22 protein-coding genes are annotated in these 21,877 nt (G+C 72.9%); 17 read left to right on the top strand and 5 right to left on the bottom strand.

Annotation, left to right across the window (positions count from 1 at the left end):
• Positions 1-88: 88 nt before the first annotated feature.
• Entirely contained in the window at positions 89-793 is a 705-nt protein-coding gene (locus FJ658_RS14495) for a DUF1990 family protein (protein ID WP_141146096.1), read from the top strand.
• The gene (gene hemW / locus FJ658_RS14500; RefSeq protein WP_141146097.1) at positions 793-2,019 is read left to right on the top strand and encodes a radical SAM family heme chaperone HemW; all 1,227 of its coding nucleotides are present in this window, start codon (positions 793-795) and stop codon (positions 2,017-2,019) included. Before FJ658_RS14495 ends, hemW begins: the two co-directional genes overlap by 1 nt.
• Before the next feature lie 43 nt (positions 2,020-2,062).
• On the opposite strand, the gene FJ658_RS16675 is transcribed toward hemW, so the two are convergent.
• Positions 2,063-2,587 (bottom strand): DUF4870 domain-containing protein, encoded by a 525-nt coding sequence (locus FJ658_RS16675; protein WP_219995780.1) that lies wholly within the window; start codon positions 2,585-2,587, stop codon positions 2,063-2,065.
• Between the two features lie 124 nt (positions 2,588-2,711).
• Entirely contained in the window at positions 2,712-3,296 is a 585-nt protein-coding gene (locus FJ658_RS14510) for a DUF4870 domain-containing protein (RefSeq protein WP_141146098.1), read from the bottom strand.
• Positions 3,297-3,592: 296 nt separating this feature from the next.
• On the opposite strand from FJ658_RS14510, the gene hrcA reads away from it, so the two are divergent.
• The 12 genes from hrcA to FJ658_RS14570 all read left to right on the top strand — a co-directional run bounded on the left by hrcA (position 3,593) and on the right by FJ658_RS14570 (position 14,134).
• Entirely contained in the window at positions 3,593-4,627 is a 1,035-nt protein-coding gene (hrcA, locus tag FJ658_RS14515; protein WP_141146099.1) for a heat-inducible transcriptional repressor HrcA, read from the top strand.
• A gap of 5 nt (positions 4,628-4,632) precedes the next feature.
• On the top strand, positions 4,633-5,742 hold the full coding sequence (gene dnaJ, locus FJ658_RS14520; protein WP_141146100.1) for a molecular chaperone DnaJ: 1,110 nt from the start codon (positions 4,633-4,635) through the stop codon (positions 5,740-5,742).
• Positions 5,743-5,754: 12 nt separating this feature from the next.
• Complete coding sequence (locus tag FJ658_RS14525; RefSeq protein WP_141146101.1) at positions 5,755-6,486, top strand: 16S rRNA (uracil(1498)-N(3))-methyltransferase; 732 nt, start codon at positions 5,755-5,757, stop codon at positions 6,484-6,486.
• Between the two features lie 9 nt (positions 6,487-6,495).
• Positions 6,496-7,269, top strand: coding sequence for a phosphotransferase (locus FJ658_RS14530; RefSeq protein WP_219995781.1), 774 nt, complete (start codon positions 6,496-6,498; stop codon positions 7,267-7,269).
• Positions 7,270-7,308: 39 nt separating this feature from the next.
• Positions 7,309-7,662, top strand: coding sequence for a histidine triad nucleotide-binding protein (locus FJ658_RS14535; protein ID WP_141146102.1), 354 nt, complete (start codon positions 7,309-7,311; stop codon positions 7,660-7,662).
• Positions 7,655-8,788, top strand: a complete 1,134-nt coding sequence (locus FJ658_RS14540; RefSeq protein ID WP_370454810.1) for a PhoH family protein — start codon at positions 7,655-7,657, stop codon at positions 8,786-8,788. The genes FJ658_RS14535 and FJ658_RS14540 overlap by 8 nt, the downstream gene beginning before the upstream one ends.
• A complete protein-coding gene (ybeY, locus tag FJ658_RS14545; RefSeq protein WP_141146104.1) occupies positions 8,788-9,249 on the top strand; it encodes an rRNA maturation RNase YbeY in 462 nt (153 codons plus the stop codon). The genes FJ658_RS14540 and ybeY overlap by 1 nt, the downstream gene beginning before the upstream one ends.
• Positions 9,250-9,254: 5 nt before the next feature.
• Positions 9,255-10,598 carry a hemolysin family protein gene (locus FJ658_RS14550; protein ID WP_141146105.1) on the top strand — a complete coding sequence of 448 codons (1,344 nt, stop codon included), beginning with the start codon at positions 9,255-9,257 and terminating at the stop codon, positions 10,596-10,598.
• A complete protein-coding gene (gene era / locus FJ658_RS14555; protein WP_141146106.1) occupies positions 10,598-11,494 on the top strand; it encodes a GTPase Era in 897 nt (298 codons plus the stop codon). The genes FJ658_RS14550 and era overlap by 1 nt, the downstream gene beginning before the upstream one ends.
• A gap of 118 nt (positions 11,495-11,612) precedes the next feature.
• Positions 11,613-12,764, top strand: coding sequence for an LLM class flavin-dependent oxidoreductase (locus FJ658_RS14560; RefSeq protein WP_141146107.1), 1,152 nt, complete (start codon positions 11,613-11,615; stop codon positions 12,762-12,764).
• A gap of 75 nt (positions 12,765-12,839) precedes the next feature.
• Positions 12,840-13,343, top strand: coding sequence for a sigma-70 family RNA polymerase sigma factor (locus FJ658_RS14565; protein WP_141146108.1), 504 nt, complete (start codon positions 12,840-12,842; stop codon positions 13,341-13,343).
• Positions 13,343-14,134, top strand: coding sequence for a zf-HC2 domain-containing protein (locus tag FJ658_RS14570; RefSeq protein ID WP_141146109.1), 792 nt, complete (start codon positions 13,343-13,345; stop codon positions 14,132-14,134). Before FJ658_RS14565 ends, FJ658_RS14570 begins: the two co-directional genes overlap by 1 nt.
• A gap of 9 nt (positions 14,135-14,143) precedes the next feature.
• On the opposite strand, the gene FJ658_RS14575 is transcribed toward FJ658_RS14570, so the two are convergent.
• Positions 14,144-14,839, bottom strand: a complete 696-nt coding sequence (locus FJ658_RS14575) for a response regulator (protein ID WP_141146110.1) — start codon at positions 14,837-14,839, stop codon at positions 14,144-14,146.
• Entirely contained in the window at positions 14,836-16,476 is a 1,641-nt protein-coding gene (locus FJ658_RS14580) for an ATP-binding protein (RefSeq protein ID WP_181408468.1), read from the bottom strand. Before FJ658_RS14580 ends, FJ658_RS14575 begins: the two co-directional genes overlap by 4 nt.
• A 136-nt stretch (positions 16,477-16,612) precedes the next feature.
• On the opposite strand from FJ658_RS14580, the gene FJ658_RS14585 reads away from it, so the two are divergent.
• Both FJ658_RS14585 and FJ658_RS14590 read left to right on the top strand, forming a co-directional pair.
• Positions 16,613-18,001, top strand: coding sequence for a cation:dicarboxylate symporter family transporter (locus FJ658_RS14585; RefSeq protein WP_370454812.1), 1,389 nt, complete (start codon positions 16,613-16,615; stop codon positions 17,999-18,001).
• A gap of 179 nt (positions 18,002-18,180) precedes the next feature.
• A complete protein-coding gene (locus tag FJ658_RS14590) occupies positions 18,181-18,798 on the top strand; it encodes an FMN reductase (protein WP_141146113.1) in 618 nt (205 codons plus the stop codon).
• Positions 18,799-19,006: 208 nt separating this feature from the next.
• On the opposite strand, the gene FJ658_RS14595 is transcribed toward FJ658_RS14590, so the two are convergent.
• Complete coding sequence (locus tag FJ658_RS14595; RefSeq protein ID WP_255447756.1) at positions 19,007-19,642, bottom strand: DedA family protein; 636 nt, start codon at positions 19,640-19,642, stop codon at positions 19,007-19,009.
• A 190-nt stretch (positions 19,643-19,832) separates the two neighbouring features.
• Between FJ658_RS14595 and FJ658_RS14600 the strand changes: the two genes are divergently transcribed.
• A complete protein-coding gene (locus FJ658_RS14600; protein ID WP_141146114.1) occupies positions 19,833-21,800 on the top strand; it encodes a glycosyltransferase in 1,968 nt (655 codons plus the stop codon).
• The last annotated feature ends 77 nt before the right edge of the window (positions 21,801-21,877 follow it).

A 21,877-nucleotide genomic window follows, 5' to 3' on the forward strand; every position in this document is an offset into this window, starting at 1 on the left:
CCCGCGCAGCGACCTGCTGCGCCCTGGCGCGTCGAGCGGCGCTCCGGCGAATCGGCCGGGCGACCCTGCCCGGGTTAGCATGGCGGGCATGTCGAGACGCGCGCCGATCTGGGAGCGCGCCGTCAGCTACGCCGCCGTCGGGGCGACCCGCGCCGACGACCTGCTCGACTATCCGCCGGTGGGCTATCGTCCGCTCGAGCGCCGCGCGCTCGTCGGTCACGGGGATGCGCGCTGGGAGCACGCCTGGACCGAGACGTTGACCTGGGGCATCCAGAAGCGCTCCGGGTTCCACCTGGAGGTCGTCGAGACGCCGGCCGAGTTCGACCGCATGGCGTACACGCCCGTCGGCTTCGACGAGACCGGAGCCCCCGTCGCACCGGCGACGGTCGACGACGCCGGCGAGCGCGTCTACACGGCCGACGGACGACCGCTGCTGCGCCCCGGCGACACCGCCAGCCTCGGCATCCCCTTCGGCCCCCTGCGGTTCGGCTTCCCGGCCCGCGTGGTCTACGTCGTCGACGAGCCCAACCGCCGTGGCTTCGCCTACGGCACGCTGCCCGGTCACGCCGAGCGCGGCGAGGAGGCCTTCGTGGTCGAGCGCAGCGACGACGGCTCGGTCTGGCTCACGATCCGCGCGTTCTCGCGGCCCGGCGGATTCTTCTGGTGGCTCGTCAACCCGGTGCTGCGCCTCACCCAGGGCTTCTACACGGCGCGCTACCTGCGTTCGCTGTCGAGCCCGCTGACCGCCACCTCGGCCGCGACGGCCGACCGGCCGGCCCGAGAGCCGAGCTGATGCCGAGCATCCTCCCGGAGGGCGACCCGGCACCGGCCGACGGATCGCTTCCGGGCTCCGCCGCCGTGGGCGCCGCCGAGCGCGATCTCGGCGTCTACGTGCACGTGCCGTTCTGCCGCGTGCGCTGCGGCTACTGCGACTTCAACACCTACACGGCCAGCGAGATCCGCGGCGTGAAGCAGTCGGACTACGCCGGCCAGGCGCTCGACGAGATCCGCTTCGCCGGCGGCGTTCTCGACCGTGCCGGCGTCGGCGGACGCCCCGTGTCGACGGTGTTCTTCGGCGGCGGCACGCCCACCCTGCTGCCGGTGAGCGACCTGACGGCGATGCTGCACGGCATCCGCGACACCTGGGGGCTCGCGCCGGGGGCCGAGGTCACGACCGAGGCCAACCCCGACTCCGTGGATGCGCGCGACCTCGCCGCGCTCGCCGAGGCGGGCTTCACACGGGTGAGCTTCGGCGTGCAGTCGGCCGTGCCCGAGGTGCTCGCCACGCTCGAGCGCACGCACGACCCCGCCCGCGTTCCGCAGGTCGTGCGCTGGGCGCGGGAGGCGGGCCTCGAGGTCAGCCTCGACGTCATCTACGGCTCGCCGGGCGAGACCGCCGACCAGTGGCGGCGCACCCTCGACGCCGTGCTCGCCGAGGAGCCCGGTCACATCTCCGCTTACGCGCTCATCGTCGAGGAGGGCACGAAGCTCGCGCGGCAGATCAAGCGCGGCGAGGTGCCCGAGCCCTCCGACGACGCGCAGGCCGACTTCTACGACATGGCGGATGCCGCTTTCGCCGGTGCCGGCTACGACTGGTATGAGGTCAGCAACTTCTCGAAGGGCGCCGCACGTCGCTCGCGCCACAACCTCGCCTACTGGACGAGCCAGGACTGGTGGGGAATCGGCCCGGGCGCGCACAGCCACGTCGGCGGCGTGCGCTGGTGGAACGTCAAGCACCCCGCGGCCTACGCGGGGCGCATCGCCGAGGGCATCTCGCCCGCGCACGCACGCGAGACGCTGGATGCCGAGACCCGCCGCGTCGAGCGGGTGCTGCTCGAGACGCGCGTCGTCGACGGCCTGCCGACCGAGGTGCTCGACGCCGAGGGGCGACGCGAGGTCGCCGGCCTCATCGCGGAGGGCCTGGTCGAGGGCCGGGCCGCCGTCGCCGGCCGGGTCGTGCTGACCCGGCCGGGACGACTGCTCGCGGATGCGGTGGTGCGCCGCCTGCTCGGCGACTGACCGATGCGGCGGCCGCGCATCCGGTGGAGGGGGATGCTGTTGGTCAGGCCTTCACGAACTGGATCGCGAAGGGGTACTTGTAGTACTCGCCCTGGTTGGCCTTGACCGCCGCGATGATCGCGAACACGACGCTCACGATCGCGACGGCGAAGTAGGTGAAGATCCCGATGACCACGAACATCAGCACCACCGAGATGGCGTATCCGATCGCCATCGTGATCGTGAAGTTCAGCGCCTGGATGGCGTGGTGGCGGATGAACGGCCCGCGGTCCTTCAGCACGAAATAGCCGATCAGCGGTCCGATGAAGCTGATGATGATCGGGCTGAGGTGAAGCAGGATCGCCCACATCTTCTCGTCGCTGGGGCTCAGCGGCGCGGCCTGGGGCGGGCCGTAGCCCGGCTGCGGCTGCGCGTAGCCCTGCTGCGGGTAGGCGCCGGGCGGCGGGGGCGTGGGGCCGCCGGGCGGCGGCGGGGTCGGTCCGCCGGCGGGCGGCGGAGGCGTGGGGCCGGCGGGCGGAACGGATCCGGGCGTGCCGTCGGCGGGGGAAGGAGTCTGACCGTCGCTCATGGAAAACCAGTGAACCATCCCCGGTGCACGGCGTCGAGGGGCAGGACTGCCCACCCATGACAGAGGGCCGGCGTCCCGAAGGAGGCCGGCCCTGCGTCGTGCGGCGCCCGAGGGCGCCCGAGGACTACTTGATGAGTCGGATCGCGAAGGGGTAGCGGTACGCGCCGCCGCCGTTGACCTTGACGAAGCCGAGGATCGAGAAGATCAGGTCGGCGACCCAGAGCGCGAGCCAGAGCAGACCCGGCAGGAATCCGACGAAGGGCACGAACGCCGACAGGATGCCGAAGACGATGCCGAGGATGATGACCGCGACGCCGCCGAAGGCGACCGTGATCTGGAAGTTGAGCGCCTCCTTGCCCTCCTGGGCGACGAGCGGTCCGCGCTCCTTGAGGATGAGCCAGATCAGCAGCGAGGGCAGGAAGCCGATGATGCCGCCGAGGTGGGCGAACGAGGCCCACTGCTTGTCTTCGGCCGGGCTGAGCGGCTGCACGGGCGCCGGCTGCGGGGCGCCGTACTGCGGGCCGGGCTGGGGCTGGCCGTAGCCGCCCTGGGGGGCGCCGTAGGCGGGCTGCTGTGGCTGCTGGGGCTGCTGGGGCGCGCCGTACTGTGGCTGCTGGGGCTGCTGCGGGGCGCCGTACTGCGGCTGCTGGGGCTGCTGCGGCTGACCGTAGGGGGGCTGCTGACCGGGCTGGGCGTTGGGGTCCGTCATGGCGGCGTCTGCCTTTCTCAGGGGGAACGCGGGGGCGGCTCCCCGAATGGGGTCGTGCGCATCCCGTGCCCTGAGATGACACTGGAGGGCCGGGGCGCGCACTCACGGTAGTGGCTCGCTCGGCGGCGGTGCAACGGCGAGGGCGGCGTGGCGGCGGTTAGACTTGGCAGTCGTCGTGCCGGAGTGCCAGGGCCCCGCGCCGCGCGCCTCCCCGCGAGAGTCGGGATGCCGCGCGAGCATCGGGGTCTCGGGCGCAGCGCGGCGCTGATCAGGACGTCGTGAAGGGAAGGTGCCCCGTGGTCTCGGAACGCTCCCTCGCGGTGCTGCGCGCGATCGTGCAGGACTACGTCGAATCGCGCGAGCCGGTCGGCTCGAAGTCGATCGTCGAGCGGCACGCCTTCGGCGTCTCGGCGGCGACGATCCGCAACGACATGGCCTTGCTCGAAGACGAGGAGCTGATCGCGGCCCCGCACACGTCGTCGGGCCGGGTGCCCACCGACAAGGGCTACCGCGTCTTCGTCGACCAGCTCGCCGACCTCCGCCCGCTCAGCTCAGCGCAGCGGCACGCGATCGAGGCCTTCCTCGACCAGGCGGCCGACCTCGACGACGTGCTCGCGCGCACGGTGCGGATGCTGTCGCAGCTGACCAATCAGGTCGCCCTGGCGCAGTACCCGCTCTTCGGCTCGTCGCGCGTGCGGCACGTCGAGATCGTGGCGCTCGCGCCGAGCCGCCTGATGTCGGTGCTCATCACCGACTCGGGCCGCGTCGACCAGCGGCTGATCGAGATCGTCGACCCGCGCGAGCAGGCCGCCGCCGACGAGCAGTACCTGGCCGAGCTGCGCGCCCGGCTGAACACCGAGCTCATCGGCGTGACCCTGAGCGAGGCCCCGGGCGTTCTCGGAAGGCTGCTCGAGAGCATCCCCGAGCCCCGCCGCGCGGTCGCCCAGCGCATCGCCGGCGGCATCGCGCTGCAGCTGGCCGACAGCAGGCAGGACCGCCTGGTCATGGCCGGCACCGCGAACCTCGCCCGCACGGAGGGCGACTTCACCGGCAGCATCTTCCCGGTGCTCGAGGCGATCGAGGAGCAGGTCACCCTGCTCAAGCTGTTCGGCGAGATGGAGATCGACGAGGCGGGGGTGGCGGTGCGCATCGGGCGCGAGAACGCCGGAACCGGCCTCGAGGAGACGAGCGTCGTCTCGAGCGGCTACAGCGCGGGCGGAAGCCTCGCGCACGTGGGTCTGCTCGGTCCGACGCGCATGGACTATTCGAACAACATGGCGGCGGTGCGCGCGGTGGCGCGCTACCTGTCGCGACTGCTGGGAGAGGACTGACCCGCGTGGCCACGACCGACCACTACGAGGTGCTGGGCGTCGCCCGCGACGCCTCGCCCGAGGACATCAAGAAGGCGTACCGCCGGCTCGCGCGCGAGCTGCACCCCGACGTCAACCCGAGTGACGACGCCGCCGAGCGCTTCAAGTCGGTGACGCACGCCTACGACGTGCTGAGCGACCCGCAGCAGCGGCAGCGTTACGACCTGGGCGACTCGGCGTCGTTCGGCTCGGGCGCGTTCAGTGGCGGCTTCGGCGACATCTTCGAGACCTTCTTCAACGCGGCGCAGCGCCAGAGCGGCCCGCGCTCGCGCACCGAGCGCGGACAGGACGCGCTGCTGCGCATCGAGGTCGACCTCGACGAGGTCGTCTTCGGCACCTCGCGCGACCTCGAGATCGACACGGCCGTGCGCTGCTCCACCTGCGACGGCGCGTGCGCCGCGCCCGGCACGAGCATCCAGACCTGCGACATCTGCCGCGGCACCGGGCAGATCCAGCGCTCCGTGCGCTCGCTGCTCGGCAACGTCATGACCTCGAGCCCGTGCGGCACCTGCCGAGGCTTCGGCACCGTCATCCCCTCGCCGTGCGTCACCTGCGCCGGTCAGGGCCGCGTGCGCGCCAAGCGCAAGGTCGGCGTCGACGTGCCGGCCGGGGTCGACACGGGGATGCGCATCCACCTGCCCGGCGAGGGCGAGGCCGGTCCGGCCGGCGGCCCGAACGGCGACCTCTACCTCGAGGTCAAGGTCGGCCACCACGACGTGTTCAGCCGCTCGAACGACGACCTGCTGGCGACCCTCGAGGTGCAGATGACGGATGCCGTGCTCGGCACGAAGGTCACGCTCGCCTCGCTCGACGGCGACGTCGAGATCGACATCAAGCCGGGCGTGCAGAGCGCCGAGGTGATCACAGTCAAGGAGCGCGGCATCACGCACCTGCGCGGCGGCGGTCGCGGCGACCTCAAGGTCGGCGTCCAGGTCATCACGCCCGTGCGCCTGAACTCGAAGGAGAAGGCGATCTTCGAGCAGTTCGCGCAGAGCCGCCCTCCGATCAAGCCGGAGTTCTCGACCTTCCAGCAGGGGCTGTTCGCCAAGCTGCGCGACCGCTTCCTCAACCTCTAGCGGGGCTCCGCGATGGCCTGGCTCTACCTGAACCCCGAGCTCGAGGCGGCCGCGGCCGTCGTCGGCGCCCGCGTCGCGATCCGCGGCGAGGAGGCGGCGCACGCCGTCAAGGTCGCGCGCACGCGCGTCGGCGAGCGCGTGTCGATCGGCAACGGCGACGGCGTCATCGTGACCGGGCCGGTCGTCAGCGCCGAGCCGAGCGAGCTGGTGCTCGAGGTGGATGCGGTGCGCCTCGAGGCCGATCCGCTGCCGCAGCTCTGGCTCGCGCAGGCGCTCGCCAAGGGCGGCCGCGACGAGATGGCCGTGCAGGCGGCGACCGAGCTCGGCATCGCCGGGATCCTGCCGTGGGCCGCCGAGCGCTCGGTCACCCGCTGGGATGCGGCGAAGGCCGTCAAGGGCCGCGCCCGCTGGGAGTCGATCGCGCGCGAGGCGGCGAAGCAGAGCATCCGCACCCGCATCCCCGAGGTGACCGAGCCGGTCTCGACAGCGCAGCTGACGCGCACCCCGGGGCTGGTGCTCGTGCTCGACCCCGAGGCCGAGGCCTCGATATCGCAGGTGGAGTTGCCGTCGGAGGGGCGTGTGACGCTCGTCGTCGGACCCGAGGGCGGCATCGCGCCCCGCGAGCTCGCCGCGCTCGCCGAGGCCGGCGCGATCGGCGTGCGTCTCGGGCCGGAGGTGCTGCGCACCTCGACGGCCGGACCCGCCGCCGTCGCCGTGCTGGCATCCCGGCTCGGGCGCTGGTGACGGTGCGCGATGAGCGACGACCTGCACGAGCAGCGCGGCCGTGACCTGACCGCGGCGCCCGATCTCAGCTACCAGCAGGATGCGAGCCGCGTCACCGCGCCGACCGTCGTCGCGCGTCTGGCCGCGGAGCTCGGCGCCGAGCCGATGTTCCTCTGGCGCAATTCGCTCGACGGGCTGACCTTCCGCGTCGCCGACCGGGTCGTGAAGTGGTCGCCGCCGCCGCTCGTCTCCGCCCTGCGGCGCGAGGAGGAGCGGATGCGCTGGCTCGCGCCGCGGCATCCCTCGCCGGTCGTGCTCGACTCGGGCGCTGACGCCGACGGCGGCTGGCTCGTGACGGCGGCCCTCGCCGGCGAGACCGCGGTCACCGACCGCAACCGCGCGCGCCCCGAGGCCGCCGTCGCCGCGATCGCCGCGGGGCTGCGCCGCCTGCACGCTCTGCCGCTCGACGCGGTGCCCGCCGGCTGGACGGCCGAGACGTGGGTGAATCGCGCACCCGCGGCGCTCGGACCGCGACCGCCGGTGAGCGAGCAGGACCGCGTGTTCGTGCACGGCGACGCCTGCGCGCCCAACACGCTGCTCGACGACGCCGGGCGATTCCTCGCCCACGTCGACCTCGGCGACCTCGCGCCGGGCGACCGCTGGGCCGACCTCGCCGTCGCCTCGATGAGCCTGGAGTGGAACTACGGCCCCGGCCACGACGCCGCGTTCTATGCCGCGTACGGAATCGAGCCGGATGCGGAGCGCATCCACTGGTATCGCGGGCTCTGGGACCTCGAGTCCTGAGGCCTGCGGCAGCACCCCGCCGCCGATTAAGATGGGGGCATGTCCGACGACACCGCCCCCTCGATCTTCAGCCGCATCATCGCGGGCGAGATCCCGGCCGACATCGTGTTCGACGACGACCGGGTCATCGCCATCCGCGACATCGCGCCGCAGGCGCCCGTGCACCTGCTCGTGATCCCCAAGACCGACGCCTATCGCGACGTCGTCGAGCTCGCCGCGGGCGACCCTGCGCTGCTCGCCCATCTTGTGGCCACCGCCTCGTCGCTCGCCGACGAGCTCTGCGGCGGCCAGTTCCGACTCGTCTTCAACACCGGCGCCGAGGCCGGCCAGACCGTCTTCCATGTGCACGCGCACGTGCTGGGCGGCGGCCTCGAGGAAGGACACCTTGCCTGACGGCACCACTCCCGGCTCCGCAGCACGGAGCACCGGCCCGATCGGCGGAGCCGACCGCGCCGAGATCGAGGTCGACGGCGTCGCCATGGTGCGGCTGCTCGGCCCGCAGGATCGCCTGCTGACCACGATCGAGAAGCAGTACCCCGACGTGACCGTGCACGTGCGCGGCAATCACGTGACCCTCGAGGGCGAGACGCGCGAGGTGCGCGCCGCCCGCACGCTCGTCGATGAGCTCGTGACGATGGTGCGCGACGGGGCCGACCTCGGCCCGGTCGACGTGACCAGTTCGGCGCGCATCCTCGACCGCGGCGAGGGCAGCCCGGCCGAGATGCTCAGCCAGGTCATCCTGTCGAGCCGCGGCAAGGTCATCCGCGCCAAGACCGCCGGCCAGCGCGCCTATGTGGATGCGATCGACGAGAACACGATCACGTTCGGCATCGGCCCCGCCGGAACCGGCAAGACCTACCTCGCCATGGCGAAGGCCGTGCAGGCCCTGCAGCGCAAGGAGGTCGAGCGCATCATCCTGAGCCGGCCGGCGATCGAGGCGGGGGAGCGGCTCGGGTTCCTGCCCGGCACTCTGACCGACAAGATCGACCCCTACCTGCGGCCGCTCTACGACGCGCTCAACGAGATGATGGATCCCGAGATCGTGCCGAAGCTGCTCGCGACCGGCACGGTCGAGGTCGCGCCGCTCGCCTACATGCGCGGTCGCACGCTGAACAACGCGTTCGTGGTGCTCGACGAGGCGCAGAACACGACGCCCGAGCAGATGAAGATGTTCCTCACCCGTCTCGGCTTCGGCACCCGCATGGTCGTCACGGGCGACATCACGCAGGTCGACCTGCCCGCGGGGGCCAGCGGGCTGCGTCTGGTGACGCGCGTGCTCGACGGCATCGACGACATCCACTTCGCCCGGCTGACCAGCGACGACGTCGTGCGGCACAGCCTCGTGGGCCGCATCGTCGACGCCTACTCGGAGTACGACGAGCAGCAGCAGGCCCGCCGCTTCGAGCGCGACCAGCGCGACGCCGCCCGGGGCGACAGCGCCCGCGACGGCGCGAACCGCGCCGAGCGCCGCGGCCACACCCCGCAAGACCGCCGCCCGCCGTGGCAGAGAGGCCGCTGATGTCGATCGAGATCAACAACGAATCGGGCATGGATGCGGATGTCGCCGCGATCCAGCGCCTGGCCGCCTTCGCGCTCGACCACATGCGCGTGCACCCCGACGCCGAGCTGGCGATCCAGCTGGTCGACGAGGCCGCCATGGAGCAGCTGCACGTGCAGTGGATGGACGAGCCCGGCCCGACCGACGTGCTGAGCTTCCCGATGGACGAGCTGCGTCCCGGCAGCGACGACGAGCTCACCCCGCCCGGGCTGCTCGGCGACATCGTGCTCTGCCCGCAGGTCGCCGCGGCCCAGGCGGTCACCGCCGGGCACTCCACGCTCGATGAGCTGTGCCTGCTGACCGCCCACGGCGTGCTGCACCTGCTCGGCTTCGACCACGCGGAGCCCGACGAGGAGAAGGAGATGTTCGGCATCCAGCGCGACATCCTGCTCGGCTTCTCCGTCGCCGAGCGACGACGGTAGACGCCATGATCGGCGTCTTCCTCGGCATCGCGGTCGTGCTGGTCGCGTTCGGCGGCCTGCTCGCGGCGACGGATGCGGCACTCGGCAGTCTGAGTCGGGTCGACCTCGTCGATCTCGCCTCGCGCAGCCGCTCGCGACGGTCGCTGCTGGCGATCTCCGACGACGCGGGCGCCCACGTCAACGCGGTCAACTTCCTCCGGGTCGTCGCAGAGACCGGCGCGGCCGTGCTCGTGACGCTCGCGCTGACCACCGTGATCGAGGAGTGGTGGTGGGTGCTGCTGCTCAGCGTGCTCATCATGACTGGCGCCTCGTTCGTGCTCGTCGGCTCCAGCCCGCGCAGCGTCGGCCGGGCCCACGCCCGCGGCGTGATCGCGTTCGCCGCGCCGCTCGTGCGAGGCATCCGCGTGATCCTCGGACCCGTCGCCGACCTGCTCGTCGCGCTCGGCAACCGCGTGACGCCCGGGCGCCCGTCGACGGTGACGTTCTCGAGCGAGGAGCAGCTGCTCTCGATGGTCGACGAGGCCACCGAGGCGGAGGTGCTCGAGGAGGACGACCGCGAGCTCATCCACTCGATCTTCGAGTGGGGCGACACGGTCGTACGCGAGGTGATGATCCCGCGCACCGATATGGTCACGGTCGACGACGACGTCAGCGCCGGGCAGGCGATGGGCCAGTTCCTGCGCACGGGCGTCTCGCGCATGCCGGTCATCGGCGACGGCGTCGACGACGTGCGCGGCATCCTCTACCTGCGAGATGTCGCCCGCCTGCTGCACGAGGGGCGCCGCGACGCCGACGGCGTGCCCGTCACCGACCTCGCGCGCCCGGCGCAGTTCGTGCCCGAGTCGAAGAAGGCCGACGACACGCTGCGCGAGATGCAGCGCGAGGCGAACCACCTCGCGATGGTCGTCGACGAGTACGGCGGCATCGCCGGGCTCGTGACGCTCGAGGACCTGATCGAGGAGCTCGTCGGCGACATCTCCGACGAGTACGACCGCGACGTCGCCGACGCGACCGAGCTCGAGGAGGGGCGCTGGCGCGTGCGCGCCGGCCTCGCCACCGACGAGCTCGGCGACCTGTTCGGCATCGAGCTCGACGACGACGACGTCGACTCGGTCGGCGGACTGCTGACCAAGGTGCTCGGCCGCCTGCCCGAGGTCGGCTCGACCGTCACCTTCTCGGGCCTCGTGCTGACCGCCGAGCGCACCGACGGCCGCCGCGGCCGCCTGCGCACCGTGCTCGTCGAGCGCGACCCCGACCTCGCCGACGCCGAGGAGGCGTTCGGCACCGACACCCCCGCCGGCGGCGTGCGCACGCCGCCGCGCGGCACTCGTGCCAAGGAGCAGAGCTGATGGGCCACCATGTCTTCCGCGCCGGGTTCGCGACCTTCGTGGGTCGCCCCAACGTCGGCAAGTCGACGCTGACCAACGCCCTCGTGGGCGAGAAGGTCGCGATCACCTCGTCGAAGCCGCAGACCACCCGCCGCGCGATCCGGGGCGTGGTGCACCACGTCGACGGCCAGCTGATCCTGGTCGACACCCCCGGCGTGCACCGCCCGCGCACCCTGCTCGGGCAGCGCCTCAACGACGTCGTGCAGACCACGCTCGGTGACGTCGACGTGATCGGCTTCTGCCTGCCGGCCGACGAGAAGCTCGGGCCGGGCGACCGGTTCATCAACGAGCAGCTCGACCAGCACCCGCGGGCGAAGAAGATCGCCATCGTCACGAAGATCGACGCCGCCCCGCGTCCGCTCGTGGCGGAGCGCCTGCTACAGATCAGCGAGCTGCGCGAATGGGAGACGATCATCCCCGTCTCGGCGCAGAACCGCATCCAGCTCGACCTGCTGACGAGCGAGCTGATCAAGCTGCTGCCCGAGTCGGAGCGGCTCTACCCGGTGGATGCGGTGACCGACGAGGGGCTCGACACCCGCATCGCGGAGTTCGTGCGCGAGGCCGCCCTCGAGGGCGTGCAGGACGAGCTGCCGCACTCGCTCGCCGTGACGATCGACGACCTGGTCGACCGCGACGACAAGGACCTGCTCGAGGTCTACGCCAACCTCTGGGTCGAGCGCGACAGCCAGAAGGGCATCGTGATCGGCCGCGGCGGCGAGCGGCTGCAGGAGATCGGCGCGAAGGCACGAGCGCAGATCGAGCCCCTCGTGGGCAAGCAGGTGTTCCTGTCGATCCGCGTGAAGGTGGCGAAGGAGTGGCAGCGCGACCCGAAGCAGCTGGGGCGGCTGGGGTTCTGAGCCCGCCGCGGCTCCGGGTCCCACGCGGTTCCGAGCCCGCGGGAATGCCGTCCCGGTGCCAGCGGTTACGATCGATGCAAACGCATAGAAATCGGATCGGCATCCAGGAGGCGACGCCATGACCGGCACACAGTTCGGCATCTTCACGGTGAGCGACATCACCGAGGACCCCACGACGAAGACCACCGTCAGCGAGGCCCAGCGCATCCAGGACACCCTGACGATCGCGCTGCACGCCGAAGAGGTCGGGCTCGACGTCTTCGCGCTCGGCGAGCACCACAACCCGCCGTTCTGGTCGTCGTCGCCGACCACGACGCTCGCCTGGCTCGCCGCGAAGACGACGACCCTGCAGCTCACGACGAGCACGACGCTCATCACCACGAACGACCCTGTGAAGATCGCCGAGGACTTCGCGATGCTGCAGCACGTCGCCGGCGGTCGCGTCGACCTCATGCTCGGGCGCGGCAACACCGGCCCGGTGTACCCGTGGTTCGGCCAGGACATCCGCCAGGGCATCCCGCTCGCGATCGAGAACTACGCGCTGCTGCACCGCCTGTGGCGCGAGGATGTCGTCGACTGGTCGGGCCAGTTCCGCACGCCGCTGCAGGGCTTCACGTCGACGCCGCGTCCGCTCGACGACGTGCCGCCGTTCGTCTGGCACGGATCGATCCGCAGCCCCGAGATCGCCGAGCAGGCCGCCTACTACGGCGACGGCTTCTTCGCGAACAACATCTTCTGGCCCAAGGAGCACTACCAGCGCCTCATCGCGTTCTACCGCGAGCGCTACGCCCACTACGGCCACGGCACGGCCGAGCAGGCGATCGTCGGCCTCGGCGGTCAGGTCTTCATGCGGGCGAAGTCGCAGGATGCGGTGAACGAGTTCCGCCCCTACTTCGACAACGCGCCCGTCTACGGTCACGGCCCCTCGCTCGAGGACTTCACCGCCCAGACGCCCCTCACGGTCGGCAGCCCGCAGGAGGTCATCGACCGCTACGCCGGCATGCGCGAGCACTTCGGCGACTACCAGCGCCAGCTCTTCCTCATGGATCACGCCGGCCTGCCGCTCAAGACCGTGCTCGAGCAGCTCGACATCCTCGGCGGCGAGGTCGTGCCGGCGCTGCGCAAGGAGTTCGCGACGAACCGCCCGGCGACGGTTCCGGATGCGCCGACGCACGACTTGCTCGTCGCCCGCCGTGACGCGGCGCTCGCCGAGGCCGGCGCGTCGACGGCCGCGTCGGGCGCCGACGCGGCCGAGGCCGTCAGCGCCTGACCTGCCGACGGATTCTCGTGACCGCGCCTCCTGAACCTCTCGGCGTGCTATCCCGTTGAGAGGTCAGGAGGTGCCATGACCGTCGACGACGCCACGCGGCTGCGTGAGCTGCATGACGCCCACGCCACGGCGGTGTGGCGCTATGTCGTGCACCTCACCGGCGACCACGCGGGCGCCGACGACGTCGTGCAGGAGACGCTGCTGCGCGCCTGGCGCAGCCCGCGCATCCTGCAGCAGACCGAGAGCGTGCGCAGCTGGATGCTGACGGTCGCCCGCAACCTCGTGATCGACCAGGCGCGCAGCGCCCGGCACCGCCACGAGCTCGTGGTCGACGAGCCGCCCGAGCTCGCCGAGCCCGACCGCACCGATCGGGTGTTCGAGTCGCTGCTCGTCGCCGAGGCCCTCGCGACGCTGAGCGTCGAGCACCGCAGCGTGCTCGTGCACGCCTACTACGGCGGCCGCGGCATCGCCGAGGTCGCCCGCGAGCTCGACATCCCGCCGGGAACGGTGAAGTCGCGACTGCACTACGGACTGCGAGCACTGCGGCTCGCCCTGCAGGAGAGAGGGGTGACGCGCTGATGGCACCCGATCACGAGCGCTACGCCCAGTGGGATGCCGCCTACGTGCTCGGCGCGCTCGACTCGGCCGAGCGCCGCGAGTACGAGGCGCATCTCGAGGTCTGCGAGCGCTGCCGTGCGGCGATCGGCGCGCTGGCGCCGATGCCGGGGCTGCTCGGCCGGCTGACGGCGGAGCGGGCGGCGTCGATCGACGCCGACGCCGACGCCGACGCCGACACCGACCCCGACGCCGATTCCGTGGATGCGCGACCCGACGTGCTCGCGGTCGCCGCCACCCCGCCGCGTGACCTCGTCGCGCACGTGGTCGCGCGCGATCGTCGGCGGCGGCGTCGCCGACGACTGGTCGGACTCGCGGCGGCGCTCGCCGTCGTGGCGTTCGTCGTCGCGATCCCGCTGACGCTCGCGCGGCTCGCCGGCGGCGCGTCGACGTCTCCCGGTTCGGACACGGCCGGCGGGGGAACGCCCGCCATCGCGCTCGACCGCGTCGTCGACTCGTCGCTGAGCGCCTCGGTGCACCTGACGCCGGAGGGCTGGGGCACGCGCATCGACATGGACTGCGGCTACGGCCAGGGCGGGGCGACTCCGCCGGCCGGCGGCTGGCTCTACGGGCTCTACGTGATCGACCGCGACGGCGAGGAGAGCCAGATCTCGACCTGGCGGGTCGCGGATCGCGACGACGTGCGGCTGACCGCGTCGACCGCGCTGGCGCGCGACGACATCCGCCGCGTCGAGATCCGGGCGCTGCCCTCGGGCACGGCCCTGCTCGGCGCGGATCCGCCCCGCGGGGGGTGACGAGGTGAGTCAGTCGCCTCTCGCGCCTGCCCACGCGTAGGCCACCTCGGGTCGCCCGGGCGTGCCGTAGCGCTGCGAGCGCCGGGCCAGCCCGAGCTCGGCCAGGTGCTCCAGGTAGCGGCGGGCGGTCACGCGCGAGAGATCCAGGGCGGCGGCCAGCTCGCTCGCCGAGCGCGGCTGCGCCGCGGTGCGCAGAGCCGAGCTGACGGCGTCGAGCGTCGTGGCCGTGAGGCCCTTGGGCAGGGGAGCCGCGGCGCCGGCCGGGCGCAGGTGGGCGAGCAGTGCATCCACGTCGCCCTGCGTCGTCGCCGCGTCGCCGGCGAGCCCGTCGCGGAATGCCCGGTACTGCTCGAGCCGCTCGCGCAGCGCCGGGAAGCCGAAGGGCTTGATCAGGTACTGCGTGACGCCGACCGACACGGCCGTCTGCACCGCCTCGAGGTCGCGCACGGCCGTGATCGCCATGATGTCGACGCGCACCCGCTCGGCGCGCAGCCGGCGCGCGAGCTCGAGGCCGTGCGCGTCGGGCAGGGTCAGGTCGAGCAGCACCAGGTCGACGGCGCCGGGATGCACGGTCGTCAGCGCCGCGTGCGCCTCACCCGCGCTGTGCGCCACCGCCACGACCGCGAAGCCGTCGACGCGCTCGACGTAGGCGGCGTGCGCTTCGGCGGCCAGCAGGTCGTCGTCGACCACGAGCACGCGGATCATGCAGGCGTTCCCGTCGTCGAGGCCGGCACGGGCACGGGGAAGCTCGCGACCACGGTCGTCGGCGTGCCGGGCGCGAAGACGACATCGCCGCCGGCCGCGCGCGCCGTCGCCCGGGCGACCGCGAGGCCGTTGCCGTGCGCGCCGCCGGGATCGCTCTTGCTGGTCACTCCGAGATCGAACATCGTGGCGGCCAGATCGGGGCGGATGCCGCGGCCCGTGTCGGTCACCCGCAGTTCGACCGCGGGTCGGTCGCCGTCGGTCTCCGCATCCGCGTGCCGCAGCACGACCTCGACCCGGCGCGGCGCCTCCGCCGCGAGCGCCGCGTCGATCGCGTTGTCGACCAGATTGCCGACGACCGACACGAGCGCCGACGCCGTCAGCGGCGGCACGGCCCCCGGCGCGGCCGACACCGTCAGCTCGACGCCGCGTTCGTTCGCCTGCGCCGTCTTGCCGAGCAGCAGCGCGCCGAGCACGGGATGGTCGACCGTCGCGAGCATCCGGTCGGCCAGCTCCTGGCTCGTGCGCGTCGACTCCGAGGCCAGCTCGATCGCCTGCTCCACCCGGCCCAGCTCGAGCAGCCCGACGAGCGTGTGCACGGTGTTGGCGTGCTCGTGCGCCTGGGCGCGCAGGGCATCCCGCATGCCGCGCGTCGAATCGAGCTCGCCGATCAGCTGCTGCAGCCGGCTCTGGTCGCGCAGGGTCATGACCGAGCCGCCGGCGTCGGCGGGGGAGCCGACCGCGGGCTCGGCGGGCTCCTGATTCACGAGCAGCAGCGTCGCGCCCTCGAGGTGCGTCTCCTCGACCACGCGCCGCCCCGAGCCGATCAGGCCCGCCACGGCGGCGCCGACCCCGAGCGACTCGGCCGACGCCGGCAGCGCGACCGTCCCCGCCGGCGGCAGACCCAGCAGCTCGGCGGCCTCGTCGTTGTAGAGCACGACGCGGTGCTCGCGGTCGCTCAGCACGAGGCCCTCGCGCACCGCGTGCAGCACCGACTCGTAGTAGCCGACCATCCGCCGCAGCTCGGCCGGCGCCAGCCGTCCGGTCGTGCGCCGCAGCGAGCGCTGCACGACGAACGCGGTCACCGCGCCGACCAGCACGACCGCGAGCGTCACCACGATCACGAAGGGGACGCGCCCCGCCACGATGCCGCCGACGTTCGCCGTCGTGACGCCCGCCGATACCAGCCCGACCACGGCGCCGTCACGCTCGATCGGCACCACGGCGCGCACCGACGGGCCCAGCGTGCCCGTGAAGGTCTCGGTGATCTCCTCACCGCGCAGCGCCGGCGCGATCGTGCCGCGGAAGAGCTTGCCGATCTCGCTGCGATCCGGATGCGTCACCCGGATCCCGTCGGGCGTCATGATCGTCACGAAGTCGACGCCCGCCTCGTCGACGAGCTCGAGCGCGTAGGGCTCGAGCCGCTCCGTCGCATCGGCCGCGTCCACGTCGGCGCGCACCCGCGGATCGACGGCCACCGTGCGCGCCACCGACAGCGAGGTCTCGGCGGCGTCGCGCTCGGCGGAGCGCTGCGCATCCACCGCCAGCACCGCCAGCAGGGCGCCGGCGACGAGCACGGCCGCGGCCAGCTGCACCGCGAACACGCGACCCGCGATGCTCACCGCGCGCGACCCGGTCATGGGCATCCTCGCTCCTGCAACCGATATGAACACAAGTTCCGCCGGCCCGCGGGCGCGACCACTCTGGGGCGATCACCTTGTCACGAGGGCCGACACGACGTCGTGTCGACCGGATGGGAATCACCGGAACATGGCAATGACGCTACCGTCCCCCCGCCGCGGCCTGCGCCGCATCGAGAGCAACCACTGGCTCTACATCCTCGTCATCGCCGCGGTCGTGCTGGGCGCGCTCGTCGGCATCCTCTTCCCCGACTTCGCCACGACGCTCGAGCCGGTCGGCAAGGGCTTCGTCAACCTGATCAAGATGATGATCGCGCCGGTCATCTTCTGCACGATCGTGCTCGGCGTCGGCAGCATCGCCAAGGCCGCCACGGTCGGCAAGGTCGGCGGGCTCGCGGTCGTCTACTTCCTGGTCATGTCGACCTTCGCGCTCGCGATCGGGCTCATCGTGGGCAACATCATCCACCCGGGTGAGGGCCTCGACCTCTCGAACGCGCACTACGAGACCGAGAACACGGAGGCGACGACCACCTCCGACTTCATCCTCGGCATCATCCCGACGACGCTCGTGTCGTCGCTCGTGTCGGGCAGCATCCTGCAGACCCTCCTCGTGGCGCTGCTGGTCGGCTTCGCGCTGCAGCGCATGGGCGACCGCGCGACGGGCATCCTGGATGCGATCCGCTCGATCCAGACGCTCGTGTTCCGCATCCTGACCATGATCCTGTGGCTGGCCCCGGTGGGAGCGTTCGGCGCGATCGCGGCGGTTGTCGGCAACACGGGCGCGGGGGCGCTGCTCAGCCTGGCGACGCTCATGGTCGGCTTCTACATCACCTGCATCCTGTTCATCGTGGTGGTGCTCGGCGGTCTGCTCTACGCCTTCACGCGGGTCAACATCTTCCGCCTCATGAAGTACCTCGGCCGCGAGTACCTGCTGATCGTGGCGACCTCGTCGTCGGAGGCGGCGCTGCCGCGACTGATCGCGAAGATGGAGCACGTCGGCGTCGCGAAGCCGGTGGTCGGCATCACGGTGCCGACCGGCTACTCGTTCAACCTCGACGGCACGGCGATCTATCTGACGATGGCGTCGCTGTTCATCGCGACGGCGATGGGCACGCCGCTGTCGATCGGCGAGCAGATCGGCCTGCTGGTGTTCATGATCATCGCCTCGAAGGGCGCGGCAGGCGTCACCGGCGCCGGGCTCGCGACGCTCGCGGGCGGATTGCAGACCTACCGGCCGGATCTGGTCGACGGCGTGGGCGTGATCGTCGGCGTCGACCGGTTCATGTCGGAGGCCCGCGCGCTGACGAACTTCACCGGCAACGCGGTCGCAACGCTGCTGATCGGGACCTGGACGCGGCAGATCGACCCCGACCGGGTGCGCGAGGTGCTGCACGGCCGCAAGCCCTTCGACGAGGCGCGGTTCGCGCGGCAGGATCCGCACACGGCGGTCAACGATCTGACGACGGCCGACGACGGGGATGCGGCGGGCCCGGGTCAGCGCGAGCTGGCCGGGCGCGGGCACTGAGTCCGGCGGCGCGGCTCGCGCGCCGCGCGGCTCGCGCGCCGTGTCGCGCCGCCGATGAGCGCGGGGGAATAGCCGGGATCGCGTCCCGGTTGAGAGGGTCGATGCATACGCATCGACCCTCTTCCTCGTCCGGGCGATCCGCCCGGGCCGCGGGAGAGGCATCCCGGAAGGATCGCCGCATGTCCCGCTCGCTCGTCGTCGTCTCGGCCGGACTCTCGCAGCCCTCGTCGACCCGTCTGCTCGCCGACCGCCTCGCCGAGGCCGCCGCCCGCGAGCTCGCCCTCGACGGCGAGCAGGTCGACGTGCGCGTGATCGAGCTGCGCGACCACGCGATCGACGTGACGAACAACCTGCTGACCGGCTTCGCCAGCGCGAGCCTGCAGGCCGAGATCGACGCGCTCACCGCCGCCGACGGGGTCATCGCCGTCACGCCGATCTTCACCACGAGCTACAGCGGGCTGTTCAAGTCGTTCATCGACGTGCTCGACAAGGATTCCCTGCGCGGCATGCCCGTGCTGCTCGGCGCGACCGGCGGCACCGAGCGGCACTCGCTCGCGATCGACTACGCCCTGCGCCCGCTGTTCGCCTACCTGCGCGCGGATGCGCTGGCGACGGCCGTCTACGCGGCGTCGGGCGACTGGGGCGGCGATGAGGCGCTCGCCGAGCGCATCGACCGCGCGGGCTCCGACCTCGCCGACGCCGTGCGCCGCTCGCGTCGCGTCGCGCCGGCCGACCCCTTCGCGCTGCCGGTCGGCTTCGACCCGAGCGGCGGAGCCGCGGCGACGCGCTCGGCCTGATCTCGGCGGGCTCGCGCGTCGCGCATCCACCGCGATCCGGTCCCGGGGCCGCAGGGGAGTCGGCGCGCCGGGACCGGAGCTCGCGCCCCCTCCGCTCAGGAGCCGGTGATCATCGGGTCACCACCGCCTCGGACAGTGGTTCGGTCTCAGTGCTGTCCCGGATGAGCCCGTCTTCGGGGGACAGACCCGACGGTGAGTCGACGCGGCGTCAGTCGGCGTCGGGCGACGTCTTCGGTGCGCTCGGTGCGGTGGATGCGCGCCGGCGGCCCCACCGCGACACGAGCGCGTCGATCCCCACGCCCAGCGCGATCGCCACGACGACCGAGCAGCCCACCGCGAGCAGCGGCCGGTCGCGCAGCAGCGCGCCGAAGGCCGCGCCGACGCCGGTGTTGTAGAGCGCCCAGCCGATCCCCGCCGCGACCGAGAGCGGCAGGAAGCGGCGGTAGGCGAGCCCCGACGCTCCCGCGGTGAGGTTGACGGCAATGCGGGCGAAGGGGATGTACCGCGCCGTGAACACGAGCACGGCCGGGCGTCGGCGCACGGTCGCGCGCGTTCGCGCCAGAGCCGAGCCGAGGCGTCCGCGGCGCATCCACGCCCACCGGTCGAGGCCGACCCGCCGGCCGATGCCGAACAGCGCGCTGTCGCCGATCACGGCAGCCAGCGCGGCGACCGGCACGACCGCCCACAGCGCCGGCGATCCCGTGGATGCGGCGAGCGAGCCGAGAGCGACGACCAGCGTCTCGCTCGGCAGCACGACCACGAAGGCGTCGACGACCACCAGGGCGAACAGCGCCGGCAGCAGCCACGGCGAGGCGGCCAGGTCGGCCATCCACGGTTCGCTCACGCGGTCAGCGTCGCCGGGCCGGGTGAACGGCGGATGTCGGACGCGCGGCTGCCGGGTCGGCGCCGATGGCCCGCGTGCGGCGACCGGGCGGCGTCGCGTCGGCGACCGGTCGGCGACGATCCGGCGAAGCATCGGTGACCTCGGCCGGTTCCGGCGCGGCGGGCGTCGCGCGTCGGCGACGCTGTGAGTCGTGAGGGTCGCGCTGGTCGCCGAATCGTTCCTGCCCCAGATGAACGGGGTCACCAATTCGATGCTGCGGGTGCTGAAGCACCTCGAGGCACGAGGCCATGAGGCGCTCGTGCTCGCCCCGGGTCCGGGGCGCACGCCGCTCGAGACCGGACGCCTGCACGGCGCCGGCTTCACCGGCTACCGCTCGGTTCCGTGGCCGGGCTATCCCGAGGTGCGGGTGGCCCTCGCCGCGACGCGCACGCTGACGACGTCGCTCGCCGACTTCAAGCCCGACGTGCTGCACCTCGCGGCGCCGTTCGTGCTCGGCTGGCAGGGGCTGCGCGCCGCCGAGGCGCTCGGGGTGCCGAGCGTCGCGATCTACCAGACCGACATCCCGGGCTACGCGGCGAAGTACGGTCTGCCAGCCTCGGAGGGGCTGCTCGAGCGCCACCTCGCCCGCCTGCACAACGCCGCCGACCTCACGCTCGCGCCGTCGTCGGCCGCGATCGCCGGGCTCGAGGCGCTCGGCATCGAGCGGGTCAAGCTGTGGGCCCGCGGCGTCGACGCCGAGCTGTTCGCGCCGCACCGCCGCGACGAGGCGCTGCGCCGCGAGCTCGCCCCGGACGGCGAGCTCATCGTCGGCTACGTCGGGCGGCTCGCGCCCGAGAAGCAGGTCGAGGACCTCGCCGCGCTGCAGGGGATGCCGGGCGTGCGCCTCGTCGTCGTCGGCGACGGCCCCAGCCGTCCCCTGCTCGAGCGGGCGCTGCCCGAGGCGCGCTTCCTCGGCTTCCGCTCGGGCGTGGACCTGGCGCGCACGGTCGCGTCGTTCGATCTGTTCGTGCACCCGGGCGAGCACGAGACGTTCTGCCAGACGATCCAGGAGGCGCTCGCGAGCGGGGTGCCGGTCGTCGCCACGGGACGCGGCGGTCCGCTCGACCTCGTGCAGTCGAGCCGCACCGGCTGGCTGTACACGCCGGGCGACCTGGTCGATCTGCGCGCCCGCGTCGCCGACCTGATCGGCGACGACGCCAAGCGCCGGGCCTTCGCGGATGCCGCACGCGCCTCCGTCGCCGCCCGCACCTGGGAGCGCCTCGGCGATGAGCTGCTCGAGCACTACGACGACGTGCGGGCCGCGCGCGGCGCCGTCGTGCCGAGCCGCATCGCGCCGCGCCGCTGGACCCGCTACGTCGCCCTCGGCGACTCGCTCACCGAGGGGCTCTGCGACGCCTCGCGGCAGGCGGCGGGGGAGTGGCGCGGCTGGGCCGACCGCCTCGCGAACCTGCTGGCGAGCGCCGATGCGACGCGGTCGCTCGACTACGCCAACCTCGCCGTGCGCTCGAAGCGGGTCGACGAGGTGCTCGACGAGCAGCTGCCGAAGGCCCTCGCGATGGCACCCGACCTGGTGAGCGTGCTGGTCGGCGCGAACGACCTGGTGCGGCTGCACGCCGATCCGATCGCGCTGGCGCGGCGCCTGGGCGCCGGCGTCGCCCGGCTGCGCGCGACGGGCGCCGACGTGCTGGTGATCGGCGTGTTCGCCCCGTCGTACCGCGGGCTCGGGCCGCTGCGGGCGCGCTTCCGCCGCTTCAACCGCGAGCTCGCCGTGCAGTGCGCGGCCTCGGGCGCGCGCTTCGTCGACGTGGGCGGTTCGGGCGCCTTCGCCGACGCCGGCGACTGGGCGGCCGATCGCGTGCACCTCAGCTCGATCGGCCACCGCACTCTCTGCTACCGCGCGGCGGCGGCGCTGGGCGTGCCCGGCGCCGGGGCCTTCGAGGCCCTGGATGCGGCAGTGCACGTCAGCGCCGACGGCCGCCCCGCGCGGCCCGACGCCGACGCTCCCGGCGAGCGTCTGCCGACGGCGCGCTGGCTCCTCCAGCACGCCGCGCCGTGGGCGGGACGCCGCGTGCGCGGCCGTCGCGCCGGCGACGGGCTCGTCGCGAAGCACGCCGCCGCGGTGCACCTCGTCGCGGGCGAGCAGAGCACGGGCGTCTGAGCGCGACGTCTGAGCAGCCGGCACCCCGCGCCCACCACGCCGACCCCGCACACCCCCGATCCGCCGGATCACGGCAG

It is taken from the genome of Schumannella sp. 10F1B-5-1, from assembly GCF_006517535.1.
GTDB lineage: Bacteria > Actinomycetota > Actinomycetes > Actinomycetales > Microbacteriaceae > Schumannella.